The sequence below is a fragment of the Paenibacillus polymyxa genome (assembly GCF_015710975.1).
GTDB classification, from domain to species: domain Bacteria; phylum Bacillota; class Bacilli; order Paenibacillales; family Paenibacillaceae; genus Paenibacillus; species Paenibacillus polymyxa.
On sequence record NZ_CP049783.1, the window covers coordinates 3,479,403 to 3,497,528 of the forward strand.

Here is an 18,126-nt window from a genome sequence, read left to right on the forward strand (position 1 = left end):
AGATGCAGGGAAGGTCAACATATACCAATGATGTATGTATTTGCGGGGAATAATGGAAGCGATAAAAGTACGATTGAGAACCTGGTTGTTGACCGACTGGGAATTAGCGTAAATATTGATTCTAATGCCCTGCCCAGAGGAACCGAAGAGACTTTCTGAGATGGATATTGTGAACAGACCTGAATTCTCGGAATGGGAGGATAAGCATCATTACAAGCAAGCATTGGAGAATGAAGCTTTGTACTGGCAGGGCATGAAGGACGGAGCATAGTTTGTATATGTTGTATTAGAGATGATGCTTCATGATGAAAAAGAGAAAGAAGAATAGCCAATGGAGATTAGATGGTTATAGAGAACATTAAAAAAGATGCTGGGCACCTACCAATCTGGTCATACCCCTGTCAAGTAGACAGGGTATGACCAGGTTGGTAGGTGTTTTAATTTGTCTTACGTTATGAGGCACAGGCTCAGGCTTTTCAGTTCAATTCGTCTTGATTGACTATGCTTGCAACTTACCCGCACGAATATCATCTGTCATGCCCGCGTAAGGTGCCTGGGCAATCAACTTCTCGTTGTTCACACCTGCATTTTCAATGAAAGTAATATATGCGAATTCAGGAACTACAATGCTTCGGATAAGTCTCATACTTTTCACGCGATTCTTCCATCAGAGGGATGAAATCATTTTGATAGCGTACTTTAATCTCTGGATGCTCATGCACCCATTTCGGAAAGAAAATAATACCATGCATGGTCAATGAAATGGCTGGATGGGTTCAGTATCGGAGAAGCTTCGCCGAAAGAATTATAAACTTTAAGTCGGTATAAGTCGATTAAATAATTAAGGGCTTATATATACACAAATTTCTATATTAGAACATATCTAGCAGTGAACTTAAGCCCAGGCGTAGAAGCCGTATCTAAAAATAGAATTCATTCCAGGAGGTAAGCTATGAATAAGAGAACAGGCTTTAGATTTTTAGTTGTAATTATGATGATTTATGTATTTACTTTTAATCTGGGTGTGGAAACTGTAAAGGCGAATTCCGTATATTATGTTTCTACAACGGGGAATGACATCACTGGGACCGGTACACTATCAAATCCATGGAAAACCATACAAAAGGCAGCCGATTCCATGAAAACCGGAGATACCTGCATCATACGAGGTGGTACATACCGAGAAACAGTAACACTTCATACTTCCGGAACTTCTGCAAAACCCATAAACTTTGAGGCTTATACAGGAGAGAACGTAACGGTATCCGGTGCTGATCCGGTTACTGGCTGGAAAAATTACTCCGGATCCATCTATTATGCGGAAATGACGGGTTCCCTTGGAACAAAAAATCAGATATTTGTTAATAAGCAAATGCAATTTGAAGCCAGATGGCCCAATTCACCAACACTTGATCCCTTAAATTCAACATATGCAACAGTTGCTTCCGGTTCCACTACAACCATCAAGGATGGAAACTTAACTCAGGCACCTGGATACTGGGTTGGCAAAACGGTTTGGAGTGTTCCGGGAACAGGCTACAAATCTTATAAAAGTACCATTACCAGCTCAAGTGACGGCTCCATTACCTTTGATCAAATAGATACTGCAGCGACAGGCGGTAACAGCTATTATATTACTGGTAATCTTAAAGATCTTGACAGTGCGGGAGAATGGTATTATGACAGCATTACTGGCAGACTTTATTTATGGGCACCTGGTGGAGTTGATCCGAATACTTTGACAGTAGAAGCAAAGAAGCGGACTTATGCATTTGATTTAAGTTCCCGCTCTTACATAAATATTACCGGAATTAATATCTTTGCCTCTAGCATTAAAATGTCTAATTCTAATTACTGTAAAGTTTCTAATATGATTGCGGAATATGTCAGTCATGATTCGGATGTTACCAGACAATACAGTACAGGGATATTTATGTCCGGTACCAATAATGAGCTTAGAGACAGTACTTTGACCTACAGTTCCGGTAATCTGGTGAGTATAGAGGGAACAGGAAATAAGGTAATTAATAATCTTATTCATGAAGCAAATTATTCGGCAGCGGATATTCCGGCAATCTATCTATTGGGGGCAAACCATCTAATCAGTCATAATACGGTATATAACGCTGGGCGTCATCTGATATTTATGCCTACCCAAAACAGCCAGATACAATATAATAATCTGTACAATGCAGGAAAGCTGACAAAAGACTGCGGAATACTCTATGAATTTGCCTGGGATGGGCAAGGGACGGTAATTCATCATAATTACATCCATGATAATCTGGCAAAGAATTATTCCGGCACTGGTATCTATCTGGATAACGGTAGCAAGGGCTATACTGTGCATCATAATGTTGTATGGGGAAACTATACAGGGATAAGATTGAATACACCCAGTAATTTTAACCTGATTTATAACAATACCACCTACAGTAACGGAAATGTAGGATATTGGGGAAGTAATTTTCAGTCAGATATGTACGGCGACAGAATTTTCAACAATATCTTTACTACAGCCTTTACACTGCCTGGTACTCATATAGAGGGAAATAATATTACCTCAGAAACCAATCCGTTATTTGTGAATCCCACAGCATATGATTTCAGGTTGCAGTCTACTTCTCCAGCTATTAATGCAGGGGTTGTAATATCTGGAATCACCAATGATTATGTTGGTGCGGCACCGGATATTGGAGCATATGAGTTCGGTGGAACTGACTGGACTGCCGGGCATGATTTTTCTTCACCTCCGGACCCGGTTTTTGAGAGTGTCAGCTTACTTTATGTTAATAACGTAAGGCAATCTGATTTCGAAAAAGGGATAATCTCACCATGGGCAGCAACATATTCAGATACTGCTGCAAGTGTATCGGTACCAAGAAGCGGCTCTAAGAGTGTTAGATTGGGACCCGGAGAAGATGGTATCGAGCAGGTACTTACGGGGCTAAGTCCTAATACCAGCTATATGTGTACCGCCTGGGTTAAGGCAGACATAGGCGAGCGGATTCAGATTGGCGTTAATGGCTTTAAAGGAACGGATGCATCCGCAACATCTGACAGTACATCCTGGACAATGGTAAACATTCCTTTTACAACCGGAGCAGGCGCTACCAGGGCAACAGTGTATGCTTACAAGAATCCTGGTACAGCATATGTTTATGTGGATGATTTTGGGGTAGTTGAGCAATAAATTATTTTACTGGTTTTATGTTTGACAGGATTGTCAGAAAGTCAGAAAAACCAAGACTGCCTTGGGGCAGATGGATCAGGAGGGACACTTTCAGTAGAAAATAAAAAAAGAAAGACATAAAGACTCTGATCTAAAAATGATAGATTTTCCGCCAAGGGGCGACCAGGCCTTAGGGTCATCATTTTTGTACACTCAAGGCATGTGGAGTGCGTGGTAGTAATATATCGAGATAAGAAGCATTGATTTACAAGGGGTTAAGAGTAACTTGGATATGTTCCTGCATTCAAAAAGGCTTTAGGGTTGAGTGTCGGAACATATTTTATTTACATATACAAGGCATTTGTAATCGACAGTGTTGTTTTGTAGTGCAGAAGATTATTAGAGATGTATCGGTGTAAATTAGTAAAGAAGGGGGGACCCTCTTTTTCCAACTCAATAGCATTAGTTGAGTCTCCCCATAGTTGTTAACCATTTTCTAGGGCATGAGTGTTTCTTATCCCATAGTACGTTGCTTTGTGTTGACGATTTGTTAGAAGGAAGCCATTTTATTTTATATAGTTTACGATGCTATACGTTTTTACTTTAGATGAGCTAACATGTTTTGACTGGATCTGAATTAGAGTAGTTCTTTTCAATGCACAGAGAAGCCTTTTTTCAGTAATACCTTTACACAATTATGGATAGTGTATTAGAAAATACAATTTAATCTATAGATTCTTTAATTATCCTCAGTAACTCATTTAGTTGGCGATATTCCTCTGCTTTTTTAAAAAGAATAGATGTTAATATTGTTCTTAACGCAAATATCAGAACTAAGAATAATAGTAGAGCTACAAAAAATATAATGATAAGGACTAAATCTTTTTGTTTTAATATGTTTGGGATAATCTTATTAATAAGAGCATTCCAAATAGGTAAACTAAACACTGCAAGGAAAGATATCGGCAACCAGTTCTTGGATTTGATAGATTCACTTTTTTCATCGAAATAATCTATATAAGTATCTAAAATATTCTTATTTAATTTTTTCTTGTGAATTAAATAAGAGAGTTTGTTAATTCTTATAGCTTTTAGTACCGAAATTTCATAGCTTAATTTTTTGTACTCCATATGTTTTATATAAAAAGGGTATCTTGTTTTAATGTAGTTACGTGAAGATGTAACAGATTTAATCATGAAGATAATAGATATGATCAAAGAAAATAAAGCCCCTATTAGACACCAAAAAGAATAAGATTTTAAATTGCTTGAATAAATGAAAAAAAATGAAGTTTCAAAAATAACTGCAATTATTATTGCTATAGCGGCAACCTTTGCGAACATTGTTGATATCTTATCCATTAAACTCTTCCCTGGTGAAAGTTCTTTGAAACAAGCATCATAAATTGTTTTTCTAAATAATAAATGGGAATCTAATCTAGTTTTCATAAAAAGTCTCCTTTATTTTATATACATTATCGGTTTTTAATGAGAAATATTACATATTACTTTACTTAATATATTAAAGATAATTCTGTAGTTTTTCATGTCTATAATACAAACCTGTCCTACTATTCGTAAAATTGTCTTTTATTTTATTTAGTCAGATATTTTTCAATAAAGTGAAGCTATTAATCCGTATATAACATGAACGATGTGACATCTATAATTACCCATAATGTTCGTGTTAAAATTCACCTAAAGGAGGGTGGGATTTTTTATGACGTTAAAAGAGGAAGAATATGATATTTTGAAAAAATATATAACAGATAAAGATGCACGATATAGGCTAACTGATTATATTTCTAGACATGATGTCATTGGTCAAGAGGTATTTCCTTACATTGGGGATGCAGCAAAGCATTTTTATAAGACAGATGGACAATTTGTATATCGTCCAGTAACAAGAGATACTTTTATTAAGCGAGTTCCTATCTATTTTTACGAGCCAGATACAAGTGCACATAATATAGGAGATTTACAACAATATATACATGGTGTATTAGAAAATAGGAATTTTAACAATTTTGAACAAGATTTAGAGACACTGTACTCAACTCTTGAAAAGTTCCTTTATTATTACAAAATAGATATAGAAACTATTTTCGAATATCCAATTAAGCAGACAGGACGTTGCTCTCAAATAGATTTTCTATATAATTGGTTTCACTATCTACAACTTGCAGAAAAGTTAAATATTCAGGAACGAACACCAGAACATTTAATTGTGGCTTATAACTATGTGCTTGAAAAGTCAAACTTATGTCCAATTATTTATGATCTTCGCGAGCAATATATCGGCGATTATATCAGCAGATCGGGGAATCGGTTTAGTATGGAAGGGACATTTCCGTGTAATGAGAAGGGTGACCCTATCCTAAGATGGATTGGAGTTAAAATTAAAAATGCAGCTAAGATATGGGTAAACGTAGACAACAAGTTAAAGGGGACTCTTTATGTCGAAGCTAATCATGAAACCGCAATTTGGGGAAGAAATTGTTGGGGAAGGGACAATGATGGTAGCGACGTTTGGTATGAACTTTATATTGCTCCAATGCTTATGGAATTTGATCATGTAGCTTTAAAGTCAATCAGAAAAAGAGAGAAATTAACTCAACAGCAAGTAGCTGACTCTATTGGGGCTGCAGTAAGAACATATCAAAAATGGGAGAGTGGGCATACTACGCCTGATTGCCAATATCTATTACGGCTTATGAATGTGTTGGATATTAGAGAAGCGAAGGAGATAACAAAAACAACCAATTTTTGATTTTTTGTTCAGGGTGATTTGCTATCCTCATTTTATTTAATTAGGAAATTCCCTAAAAAGTTATATTATCTAAGCGATATTCAATATTAGGCCCTTGGTATTACTAAAGGGTCTTTTTGTTCCATATATCTCCATCAATATGCTATAGTGTAAGAAATAAAGAAAATTTATGCAGGTTTTAGTAGGAATATGACTTAGTTGTTTCTTTGGTCATGGGCATATAGTCCTTTTATATTATTTGGAATATTGCGATGGGGTGAAGGTCAGTGGCAAGGACGTATTATGCTGAAGGGATATTTCTCAGTGAGATATTCGGATCAATGTAGACACGGAAACGATGACAGAATAATGGAATAGGAGGGTCAATGATCCGTTTTAATATTCGATCGTAAAAGAGCCTTCTAAGATTAGAGTATAAAAAAAACAAAATGCTGGATACGAAAATCGTATTTGCTTTACAGTCTCTCGCGAAGACTGCCTATCATAGTAGGTATCAGGGGTATAATATAGAATTCTTTTTCCTGTCTGCTTATCACTATAGGTTATTAGTCTTCTACTTTATTTAAAAAAGGAAAATGACGAAACAGTAGTGCTAATGTAGTGGGTGGACTATCTACTAAAGGGGTGGCTTTTCTATGTTTCTTTTAGAAGTTAGAATTACAAACTTTCGAAAGTTTGGTCAAGGAACAAACGGTGAACCCGGATTGGTTCTCGTTTTAAATAAAGGTCTGAATGTTCTCATTGGTGAAAATGATGCAGGAAAATCGGCAGTAATTGATGCAATCAAATTTGTATTATTAACACAAAGCAGAGAATATTCTAGACTAGAAAAAGATGATTTTCATGCTGATTCAAATGAACTGAAAATCGAATGCATCTTTAAGGGGTTTTCAGTAAACCAAGCAAAGGATTTTTTAGAGTGGATTACTATTGATTCAGATAAACAATATAGTCTTCGTGTTTTTCTAACTGCCAAAAAGGATGTTAAAGGAAAGATATTAATTGACGATGTGCATGCAGGAAGTGATAGCGAAGGGCAAATACTACATAGTAAAGCACGTGATTTACTTAGAACGATTTATCTTAAACCATTGAGAGATGCAGAAAATGAACTTGCTGCTAAACGAAACTCACGGTTATCTCAAATATTATATTCACATCCCGAGTTTTCTACGGGGGAAGATCATAGACTGGTTGAAATCATTAAGGAGGCTAATCAAAAAATCAAGAGATACTTTGATTATGACGAGCTAACTAGTGAGGAAAAAAAGATTCTAAAATCAATCAATTTTTACTTATCAAAGTTCTCTGATAACAAAAATTTGTTGAGTTCAAATATAGAAATTGCAGCAGTTAACCTAAAAATGATCTTAGAGAAAATTGATCTTTTGCTTGTTACTACGAAATCAGGTTTAGGATCCCTTAATCAACTATACATTGCGGCTGAGTTATTACTTTTACAAATTGAAAAAACTGAAGGTATTAACCTCGCACTCATTGAGGAAATAGAAGCTCACTTGCATCCACAGGCTCAGATAAGAGTGATAGATTACCTTCAAGAATTAAGTGAAAGTAGCACATCTCCGATGCAAATACTATTAACAACTCACAGTGTCACATTAGCTTCAGTTATCAAATTGAATAATTTAATTTTGTTTGCTGAAGGCAAGTCGTTTTCTTTGGCTGAAGGTAATACTAAACTACACAATGGAGACTATAGATTTTTAGAAAGATTCCTAGACTCCACAAAAGCTAACTTTTTCTTTGCTAAAGGAGTTATGATTGTCGAAGGTGATGCAGAGAACCTATTGCTTCCTACATTAGCGGATAAATTAGGAAAATCTTTTGCTAAAAATGGAGTTTCCATTGTGAATGTAGGGAGTACTGCATTGTTGAGATACTCAAAAATATTTATTAGAGAATTAGGTCCTATTATGCAGTTACCTGTTGCAATAGTTACCGATTGTGACGAGCCGGTATCAAAGATCGATAAAGAGTCTGGTGGTATTGTTATGCTTCCAGCTAGAAAACCCAAAAAAATAAAATCTGAAAAGAAAGTCAAATATAGCGATCAAAATGTAAAAGCTTATATATCTCATGAGTGGACTTTAGAATTCGATTTGGCTTGTAGTTGCTTAAAAAAAGAACTGTTCGCCTCAATTCTCATGGCAAGGGATTATGCTAATCAAGATAAGGAATTAACAGAGGGGAGAGCGGCAAAGACATATAAGGAAATCGGTGATTATTTAAAAGAAGCTGAAACACAGATTAGTGGATGGAGCACCTATGAACCCTTCATGCTAGCTTCAAACATAGTTAGAGATGTAGTATTGAAGAAAAACATTTCAAAAGCGGTTGTTGCTCAATGCTTTTCTGAAATTTTGAATGAACGTAGCTTTACATTGGAGGAATTAGAAGATATCAGAAGCGACAGTTATCTAAAGTACCTAGTTGATGCTATAGATTATGTGACAGGAGCTTAAGGATAATGCAAATGGTAACCGTAACAGATGAAGATATTGAATACGCAGCTAAAGTTTTAAATATACCAAATGGTTTTGATGCCCCAAGAGTTAACGTTATAAAGTGCATGGAGAGTAGAGATGTAGTTGCATGCCCAGGGAGTGGAAAAACTACAGTATTACTCGCTAAGTTATTAATTCTAGCAAGACATATACCTTTAAAAAATAATAAAGGAATTTGTATTTTAACTCATACAAATGTAGCGATTGACGAAATTAAAGAACGGCTAGGTGATAAAGCCAATGAATTACTCACTTATCCAAACTTTGTTGGAACAATACATTCATTTATCAGTAAGTTTTTAGCTAATCCTGCGTTTGTTAACTACTACTCTGGAAGAATTTCAAGAGTTTTTGAACCTTTAGATTATAAATTACGATTAATAAAAAAATATAAGTCCTTGTATCCTCCATTCTCAGGAAGTAAACTAGATGGTTTCCTCTATGGAAGACTCAATAAAAAAATAAAAGAATCAAAAGACAATTCTAAAATAGCAAAGGCAAAAGATGATTTACTACGATCCTTAGAATTGGATTACACCGATAACACGATAAAAAAAGTCGCTTTTAACAAAAAAACTACTGTTTTAAAGAATCCAAACTCGGATGCTTATAAAGAATACATCACATTAATTGATCAACTTCAAAATGAAGGCATATGCTCCTACAATGAACTTCAAGGACTCGCACATAGGTATGTAAATGATTTTCCAAGAGAACTACAAAGTATTTTTTCAGAGCGATTTTCGTTTGTATTTGTAGACGAAATGCAGGATACTAGCCTACTTCAGTTGCAAGTTTTAGAAAAAATTTTTGATAATGAAAAAATGATTTTCCAATGTTTTGGTGATCCGCAGCAAACAATTTATGAATCCGATGATAAAGGCTGTTCATGGGAACCCAAAGATCCTTTATTCATAAAAAACAGTAATAGACTGAGTAAAAGTATCGCAAAAGTTGCAGATGTTGTAGCATTAAAACCTTATGGAATGCTAGGCAGAGAATCGCAAAAAGGAACCCTACTTTCGCCAGTGATTATCAGTTATAAAGATAATGATGTATCACATGTACTTGAATCTTTTGCTAAGTTGATTATCAAATATAAGCTGGATGAACTGGATAATGCGATATTTAAAGCAGTTGGTATGGTAAAGGACAAAAATGAAGGGCTATCTATTACGAGTTATTTCCCAGTATTCGAAAAATTAGAGATTAGGAGTAATGTAAACAAAGATTTTTCTGATCTTAAGAGTTACTTAGTTATGCTTGACAAAGCGGTAATTGAGAAAGAAGGTATAAAGGCGTATTATGATAGATTCATTTTAGCAATATTAAAGTACTTGCGAATAAATGATATTAGGACTGACGAAGGCAGGCTTTTCTCTAAAATATCATTTTTGAAATATTTACGTGAAAACGATGAGAGATTATATAAAACGACGCATAGATACTTTGCAAGAATAGTTTTAGCAATAGCTAAAGGGAAATGTATATTAGCTAGTTTTAATTACATTTTAGCCATTATTGTGAATCGTCTATTCTGTTTTAAAGTTAACATATATAAGGATGAATTTATGAACGGAACTCCTGTGGTTGCAACAATAGCTGTTAATGAAGAAAAAGTGAACATGTACAGATATGATGACTTAAGAATTGAGTTAGACAGTGTTCATGGAGTTAAAGGACAAACGCATAATGCCACTTTATATTTGGAAACTTTTTATTTTTCTAAAACAAATGAAAGTATTATTAAATTTTTGATTGGAGAACAAAGTTCCACCATTGAGGAACACGTTGAAAAACACATACGTGTTGCGTATGTTGCTATGACAAGACCTACTGATTTACTGTGTATTGTGTTGAATGAAGAAATTTATTTGGAGAACAAAGTAAAGTTAAATGACTTAGGGTGGATACATTACCAAGAAATAATATAGCCGAAAAAATATAAAGTTCTCAGAAGCAAGCGGAGAGGAAAAATGGAAAATCAAGTCGGTGAAGTTGTGATTATGCCTAAAAGCTTGAATGAAAAATCACTTTAGACTTTACTAAAATCAGAACCCATCCCATTTGATATCAGAAAAAGGGTGTAGTTAAGATGTCTATTAAGAAAATAACAATAAAAAACTGCAAATCAATTGAGTTTCTTGAACTGAACTTGAATATGAATATCAATTGTTTTATAGGCATTAATAATGTTGGTAAATCAAATATTATGAAAATTATTCATTTTTTTTATATCAATCTAACTAAGGAATTTTATGATGATTCAATGTTTAGTAAAAGTAACCCTTACAACGATGAAGTTGAAATTTCTATAGAGTATAATTTCAAAGGGTTATTAGATAAAGTACAAGGTAATACCAATGTCAATAATGGATTTTTAGATGACTTTTTTTCAAACATTAATTTCAGTCAATTTCATAGTGGTTTGGATCCTTTGAATGATATAGTAGAGAAAGTAAAAAAATATGCTGATAAATATATTAAAAATGATAAGTGTACGCTTACTCTAAAATACAACCGTCAAAATAAATCAATTAATTGGAATATAAAAGACTATGAGTTTCGAGCATTTATATCTGTGAGGTTCCCTGTCTTTTTTTTAGAGTCTAGAAATATTGACCTTTATAATTGGGAATCCATCTGGAAGCTCATAGGAGAAATAGCTCCGTTCAGAAAAAAAGTCTCTATAACAGGAAATATTGAAGGGATTTTTGAATTAGATGATGAGGGACGAGATAATTACAGTACAGTGATTCAAGATATTATCTCAGAAATTGAAAAATCAAATATACGAGTTAAGCAGTCAAATATATATGAAAAAATCAGTCAGATTATACAGCTTCAATTAGGGGGTAATGGCTTTGAGTACGAAGCTCATAATTTGAAAATTGGTTCTTATGGAATGAATTCTTATTCATTTATGAGCTTATATGTGAAATTAATCTTACGCCTTTTTAATAATAAACATTTATCGAGCCCGTTGATAATGATAGATGAGCCAGAACTTCATCTTCACTTAAAAAAAGTAGAGCAATTTACAAGAGAAATCAAAGAATACGAGAGATTCTCAACAACTAAATGGATATTTGCCACTCACTCCCCGACTTTTGTAAAGAACATAATCGTTGAACATGAGAACTACGAAATATTTCACGTAACCAATACAGAATTTTTTAATAAATCTTATGTATCGAGAATAAATGGATTTAAGGAAAAAAAACATAAACTAATATCAGATAATGAAGCTAATTTATTCTTCTCAGAGGTTTGTTTCTTTGTAGAAGGGGATACAGAATTAGAGGTTTTTAGAAACAACAATTTGCGTATTCTGCATCCTAAATTGAATAAAATAGATATATATGCTTTTGATGGAAAGGAGGATAAACTTAAATTAGTTAATCCGAATGATAGAAAAACTAAAATAAATTATTTAGTTATGATTGATATGGACAAGATATTGAACTACTCTCCTAAAAAGAAAAAATATATGCTTTCAGGTAGTGCTTATTTAAATGTGATTAAAAACAGAAACATTATTAAACGTGAAAAATATCACTATACAAAGAAGTTTAATGATACATTTAGAGTCAGAAGCGAGATAACACAAAGATTAAACTCAAATAAATTTGAGGTAGATTCCACAGGACTTTGTATTGAACAAAGTGAGGAACGAGCTGAACTAATCGAACTTATCCAGCAATATTATGATCAGTACAACTTTATGCCATTAGAGACAACTATTGAAGGTGCTATTATCAATAAGAGGAACTACCACTTCTTCTTGCAATGGATTAAAGAGCATGATTGGAACCAAGAGAATTTTGATAATCTGTACTCCGATTTACAGACGGAAGATCATAAAGCAACCTTTCTTAGGTTGGTCTTTTTTGGGAAAACAGATTGGTTCAGTAGTGAGAAAGAAGGAAATAACAACAATCAAGAGTTCGTGAAAAAATTAAAAGTTATAAAAGAGATACGCAAGCAATTAAAAGAATCTACACTTGATTTTGGAGATAAGACAAGCGGTTGGGTTACTAACTATCTTAATTGGTTCTTCGATAGAAAATTAAAAATAGAAAAGTCCGAGGATGTATTTGTAAATAGAAGCTTATTTCAAGCGAGCTTTCCCGAATTAGGAAAAGTTATTGAGAAACTGGAGAAATTGTTATAAACTAATTCTAAAGTACTAGGGTAAGTAGTAAAATCTGAAGTAGTTATTTATTGACTACAGATGCCATGATGACAGTTTTTTTATCCCTTATACAAGAAACTAAAAATCTCTTGTGACGTGCTTAGTAACGGGTGTAGGGAAAATCCATGGTTTGAGGCCTGCTAATTGTCGCGCTAGTATACGCTTATTGGCCTATGCATTAATTTCGAGGTTCTGGGATGTACTTACCCTTGCTTTTTTTAGGAGAATTTAAATGCGTATTGAGAGTTTAAGTAAATTCGAGAAAAAGGTTCTTCGTGATAGTGTATCTCATTATGTTGACCTTCTAACTGAAGAGCAACTACTTACAGCATATTATACGAAAATAATTAAAAAGAAGGATAAGTCCGATAGAGTTATTCATTGTATAGATAATGAACATTTGATATATAAGATTCAAAAACAACTGAAGAATAATTTTCTTGATTTCATTCCTCTTTCTAATTGTGCATACGGATATGTTAAGGGGAAGTCATATTACGATTATCTTAAACCACATGTAAAACACGGCTACTATATGAAGTTGGATATTAAAGATTTTTTTCACTCTATCAAAGAAAAGGAATTAAGGGAGGTTTTAAAATATTACGTTGATGATGTTAGTATTAATGAAAGTTTAACTATTTTAGATTTTATTACTAAAGTTGTTACTGTTAATGAGTTCCTACCCCAAGGTGCAGTAACTTCACCTGTCCTTTCCAATATTTATTTCAGATTCCTAGACATCAGAATATCTAGATATTGCCGCAAGTTTGGTATAAATTACACTAGGTATGTTGATGATCTACTCTTTTCATCTGATAATTTATTTATCCATAAGAGAGTATTTATCAATGGAATTACAAAAATTCTTAAGAGCCAAGGATTTCAACTAAATCCTAAAAAGGTTCGGAAAACGAAGTCTGAGATATCCTTAAATGGCTTTGTAGTGGGTGAAAACATTCGTTTATCTCGTAAAAAAACAGCAATTATTTCTTCACTCATTTATTACTATCAATGTTCTCCCAACAAGACTCTTGAAGAATTACTAACTGAGGTCGAAAAGAACCTTGAGATAAAGATCAAGATATCCAATCTTCATAACTTTTTAGCAGGTTATCGATCTTTTTTACTTGGTTTGTTACCTTTTGATAGCGTAGGAGTTCTTCCTGAGGTTATAACAAGAACAGACAAGAAAATTTTATATAAAATAAACGAAATAGAGAAAATATTAGATCTGACTGCTGCTAATATTTGATAGGTTTCCTCGTGGTCACACTTTTTTGCTCTTGAATGCTACGGCGCACTCAACAGTGAAACAAGAAATTCAAAAAGAGCCTTGTCCCGGTTTTTGCTCACATTTTTTTATCTTACAAGACCCCATCTCTCCACTGTCAGCGATAGGTCAGAAAATATTGTTCGGTATGCATTGCGTGGGAGAGATCTTATTATTCCAAATCAAATTGATGATCAAGTTTAAAGGTCTAGCAATCGATGCTAGGCCTCTATATGGTCTCGCTTCACAAAAACTTTCTTTCAGCAAATGATGACTATTTCTTTTCTTCCATCTCAACCAGATCAATAATCTCCCGAATATCTTCGATATTCATGGCTTCGGCTATTCTTTCGATATGATTAAAATTAATGCTTTCACGTTTACCGGATTGAAGTTCACTGAGAGCGGCGTGACGAACATCTGATAAACGTGATAGTTCTCTCAAGGAGATATTGTGTTTTCTCGTAATTTCGTTTATTTTCACAACTACTTTCTTTGCCATTAGGTTTCCCACCTTATTTTACAAATTTTTCTTGACGATACGCATAAACGTAACATATAATTTTTGTAAAACTGGTACTCATATACGTACCAAAAGGTGGGGAATATTTTGACTTCTCAGAGTGACATGGTAGCGGAGTATGAAAAGTTAGTAGAACTTGAAAAGCAATACACAGAGAGGATTCAAACTTGTATTAAATTACTTGGAGATGCGTTTAACATTATCGCTGCCAAAGCAGGAGCGTTGAGCATGGATTCAGTTAAGGAAGCGGCTTATTATTTACACTCAACGGAGATTGAACTAAACCATGTTTTGTACTATATCCGCTTAGAGAAAAGTATTTTAACTAACAAGTTAGAAATTGAAACAAAATGAAGCAAACCCAAGCATAGCAGCGGAGGGGACGGAATCGTTCTGAAGAAGCGGAGCGCTCGCCTTTGAACCCGGATTTTTACCATATAAAATATAATTAAAAAAATCTGGGGACAACAGCGATCGGAAGAATGATCCGTCCACGTAGCGTCCTTAGATGCAACATACTTGCTCAATTCACCCAGTAATCAAGCAACTCAAGCTAACCCGACATGACCCTTCACGGTCTGATCGGGTTTTCTCATTTCAATCCCTCCGTCCCTGCGCATATATCTTCTCGCCCCTCCCAACATCTCCACCCAGATAGTTACACCCACTCCCGACATCATGTATAGTAAAGTTATGGGAAATAAGCATGAACCCGCATATGTTCTTGATTACTTAAACGTACAATATGAAACATGGCAAAAACGAGGAGGAACGTGATGATACATCCAACACAGATTCAGGATATGCTGCAAGCTGCGCTGGAGACGGGCGGAGATTTTGCAGAGGTGTTCGTCGAGGACCGCACCAATGGGCAACTGGGCATGACTGGGGGCGTCGTGGATACGGCGCTGTCAGGCCGGGATTTCGGGATTGGCATTCGGATTATGAAGGAGCATTTCTCGGTGTATGCTTACACCAGCGATATGAGCGAACAGAGCCTGATCCGACTGGCCAAATCGGCTGCTAAGGCTATTCGTGGCGGTGGAGCGCCAGGTACACACACGATTACACTCCATCCCCATGCGATCCCTAACCAACATCCGATTGCGATCATTCCTGACGGTTCACAGAAACGCGCCAAGATCGACATGATGAGACGGGCGCATGAGGCGGCAAGCCAATACGATCCTTCCATCACGCAAACCTCTGTTGGGATTAGCAACTCGATCCAGAACGTATTAATCGCCAATAGCAACGGGCTGCTGGTGGAGGATACCCGTACGTATACACGCATGAGAATAAGCGCGATTGCGACGGATGGGGAGCATAGACAATCCGGGTTCCGTGGGCCGGGAGCGTATGCAGGGACTGAATTCCTGGAGAATTTGAATATCGAAGGAAATGCCAGACACGCTGCTCGCATTGCGTCTACGATGGTGAAAGCGGGATATGCGCCTAGCGGTAGACTGCCTGTCGTGATTGAAAATGGCTTCGGCGGCGTTCTTTTCCACGAGGCGTGTGGGCATGGGCTGGAATCTACGGCGGTGGCGCATGGAACTTCCGTGTTTGCCAATAAGATCGGACAGCAGGTGGCTTCACCGCTCGTTACAGCTATAGATGATGGAACAATTCCGAATGCGTGGGGCTCGCTCAATATCGATGATGAAGGAGCGCCGACACAGCGCAACGTATTGATCGAGAACGGCATTTTAAAAGGATATCTGGTCGACCGCATGGGCTCGCGCCAGATGGGTGTACCTGCGACGGGATCAGGACGAAGACAGTCCTATAAATTTGCGCCTGCATCCCGTATGAACAATACGTTCATTGCGAATGGCGAGTCTACCCGTGAAGAGATCATTGCCAATACAGAGTACGGGATCTATGCCAAATCGCTGGGCGGTGGTTCGGTGAACACCTCGACGAGCGAGTTTAATTTTGCAGTCGAAGAGGCGTACATGATTCGCAACGGTAAAATTGCCGAGCCGGTCAAAGGCGCAACGCTGATCGGCAAAGGCATTGAAACCCTGCAAAATATTGATATGGTCGGCAACAATCTGGATCATGGTCAGGGGATGTGCGGCTCGGTCAGTGGAAGTCTTCCGGTCAACTGCGGACAACCGACGATTCGTGTATCCGAAATGACCGTCGGCGGACGAAAGGGGGAATAGGCAATGAATATTCAGCAATTTCAGGAAGCGTTGTTCGCGAAAGGTCGGGAAATGGGCTACGCGGATATGGAAATCTACTATGTAAATGGACGTTCTACCTCGGTGAAGGTACTGAAGGGAGAAATTGACCAATATACCATCGTTGAAAATGGCGGACTTTCCTTCCGTGGCGTCATTAACGGAAAAATGGGCTATGCCTCTACGGAGAAGCTGGAACCAGATGTGATCGACTTTTTATTGGAAGAAGCACGTAGCAACGCGGATATATTGGAGAGCGAGGAGCAGGATGAGCTGTTTGTAGGCTCTGAGAGCTACCCTAAGCAGCCTGCTTATGCCTCAACGCTTGTCGACACAGCTCCTGAGATTCTGATCGAAGCGGCGCTGGAAATGGAGCGTACAGCGCTTGCCGCAGATCCACGAATCGTGATGGCTCGACATTGCTCGGTCAGCGTTCGTGAGAATGAGGTCCTGATTGTGAATACCAAAGGACTGCATTGTCATCGTCACAAAAGTCTGGCGACCGCTTATGTATATGTGATTGCAGCAGATCATGGCGAGACGGTTACCGGGGGCTGGCATGATTATTCGCTGCGGAGCGTGGAGGAGATCGATATTGCGGATGTGGCGCATAAAGCCGTACAAGAGGCTGTTTCCAAGCTGGGTGCGCACACGATCCAATCGGATAACTATCCAGTCATTTTCCGTCATGATGCAGCCGCGCAATTGCTGGCTGCCTATACGTCGGTATTTTCTGCGGAGTCGGTGGATAAAGGCTTTTCACGCTTGGCTGGGAAGCTGGGGCAAAAGGTGGCAAGCGAACATATCACGCTGATTGATGATCCGCTAATGGAGAACGTTCCGGCAGGCAGCACGTTTGATGCGGAAGGCAGTGCGACACGCCGCAACGAGATCATCAAGGCTGGCGAATTGCGGACGTATTTCCATAACCGCAAGACGGCCCGCAAGGCCGGGGTACAGAGTACCTCTCATGCTTCCAAAGGCAGCTATAACGGTAAAATTGGGGTGTCGTATCATAATCTGTACGTGGCGCCAGGCACGTGTACATTGGAGGAGATGATTCGCAAGACGGACCGCGGGTTGATGATCGTCGAGCTGCAAGGGCTGCATGCGGGTACCAATACGGCGTCCGGTAATTTTTCGCTGGCTTGTCTGGGATACTGGATTGAGCAGGGGCAGGTGGTCAGAGCGGTCAATCAGATTACCGTATCAGGTAACTTCTTTGACGTCCTACAGCAGGTAGAGGAAGTTGGCAACGATTTGCGTTTTACGGGAAGCTGCACATCTCCTTCGCTCAAGTTGGCTGCACTTTCGATTTCAGGCTCCTAATGACTGGAGTAGCCTGCTTTTTTTCACACTTACGGCCTGTTCCTGACGTTCTAATTGTCTAGCAATCACAGATGCCTGATGCATCGGGGTATGGTAAAGTAGGAGAAAGTCTTTAAAATATGAAAAAAAGGCTTGGTTACAGCACCGCGA

Annotated in this window: 12 protein-coding genes and 1 pseudogene; 10 read left to right on the plus strand and 3 right to left on the minus strand. The window is 37.2% G+C overall.

Going from position 1 to position 18,126, the window contains the following annotated elements; genetic code table 11:
- Window positions 1-27: 27 nt before the first annotated feature.
- The gene (locus G7035_RS27685; protein WP_019688231.1) at window positions 28-159 is read left to right on the plus strand and encodes a hypothetical protein; all 132 of its coding nucleotides are present in this window, start codon (window positions 28-30) and stop codon (window positions 157-159) included.
- Window positions 160-499: 340 nt separating this feature from the next.
- Here the strand turns inward: G7035_RS27685 and G7035_RS15570 are convergent.
- Window positions 500-752: pseudogene (locus tag G7035_RS15570) on the minus strand (phenolic acid decarboxylase); the annotation flags it as partial.
- Window positions 753-952: 200 nt separating this feature from the next.
- Here G7035_RS15570 and G7035_RS15575 point away from each other — a divergent pair.
- Window positions 953-3,193, plus strand: a complete 2,241-nt coding sequence (locus G7035_RS15575) for a carbohydrate binding domain-containing protein (RefSeq protein WP_019688229.1) — start codon at window positions 953-955, stop codon at window positions 3,191-3,193.
- A 702-nt stretch (window positions 3,194-3,895) separates the two neighbouring features.
- On the opposite strand, the gene G7035_RS15580 is transcribed toward G7035_RS15575, so the two are convergent.
- Window positions 3,896-4,621, minus strand: coding sequence for a hypothetical protein (locus G7035_RS15580; protein WP_019688228.1), 726 nt, complete (start codon window positions 4,619-4,621; stop codon window positions 3,896-3,898).
- Between the two features lie 271 nt (window positions 4,622-4,892).
- Here G7035_RS15580 and G7035_RS15585 point away from each other — a divergent pair, with 271 nt between their 5' ends.
- The 5 genes from G7035_RS15585 (at window position 4,893) to G7035_RS15605 (ending at window position 13,917) form a co-directional block, all read left to right on the plus strand.
- The gene (locus tag G7035_RS15585) at window positions 4,893-5,942 is read left to right on the plus strand and encodes a helix-turn-helix domain-containing protein (protein ID WP_019688227.1); all 1,050 of its coding nucleotides are present in this window, start codon (window positions 4,893-4,895) and stop codon (window positions 5,940-5,942) included.
- Between the two features lie 635 nt (window positions 5,943-6,577).
- Complete coding sequence (locus tag G7035_RS15590) at window positions 6,578-8,425, plus strand: ATP-dependent nuclease (RefSeq protein WP_019688226.1); 1,848 nt, start codon at window positions 6,578-6,580, stop codon at window positions 8,423-8,425.
- A gap of 5 nt (window positions 8,426-8,430) precedes the next feature.
- Window positions 8,431-10,401, plus strand: coding sequence for a UvrD-helicase domain-containing protein (locus tag G7035_RS15595; RefSeq protein WP_019688225.1), 1,971 nt, complete (start codon window positions 8,431-8,433; stop codon window positions 10,399-10,401).
- A gap of 161 nt (window positions 10,402-10,562) precedes the next feature.
- On the plus strand, window positions 10,563-12,641 hold the full coding sequence (locus tag G7035_RS15600) for a retron Eco8 family effector endonuclease (protein WP_019688224.1): 2,079 nt from the start codon (window positions 10,563-10,565) through the stop codon (window positions 12,639-12,641).
- Window positions 12,642-12,894: 253 nt separating this feature from the next.
- Complete coding sequence (locus G7035_RS15605; RefSeq protein ID WP_019688223.1) at window positions 12,895-13,917, plus strand: reverse transcriptase family protein; 1,023 nt, start codon at window positions 12,895-12,897, stop codon at window positions 13,915-13,917.
- 292 nt (window positions 13,918-14,209) lie between these two features.
- Here the strand turns inward: G7035_RS15605 and G7035_RS15610 are convergent, their stop codons facing one another.
- Window positions 14,210-14,437, minus strand: a complete 228-nt coding sequence (locus tag G7035_RS15610) for a helix-turn-helix domain-containing protein (protein ID WP_019688222.1) — start codon at window positions 14,435-14,437, stop codon at window positions 14,210-14,212.
- 108 nt (window positions 14,438-14,545) lie between these two features.
- Between G7035_RS15610 and G7035_RS15615 the strand changes: the two genes are divergently transcribed.
- The 3 genes from G7035_RS15615 to G7035_RS15625 all read left to right on the plus strand — a co-directional run bounded on the left by G7035_RS15615 (window position 14,546) and on the right by G7035_RS15625 (window position 17,976).
- On the plus strand, window positions 14,546-14,812 hold the full coding sequence (locus tag G7035_RS15615) for a hypothetical protein (RefSeq protein WP_019688221.1): 267 nt from the start codon (window positions 14,546-14,548) through the stop codon (window positions 14,810-14,812).
- A 422-nt stretch (window positions 14,813-15,234) separates the two neighbouring features.
- Window positions 15,235-16,629, plus strand: a complete 1,395-nt coding sequence (locus tag G7035_RS15620) for a TldD/PmbA family protein (protein WP_019688220.1) — start codon at window positions 15,235-15,237, stop codon at window positions 16,627-16,629.
- Between the two features lie 3 nt (window positions 16,630-16,632).
- Window positions 16,633-17,976, plus strand: a complete 1,344-nt coding sequence (locus tag G7035_RS15625; protein ID WP_019688219.1) for a TldD/PmbA family protein — start codon at window positions 16,633-16,635, stop codon at window positions 17,974-17,976.
- Window positions 17,977-18,126: the final 150 nt, after the last annotated feature.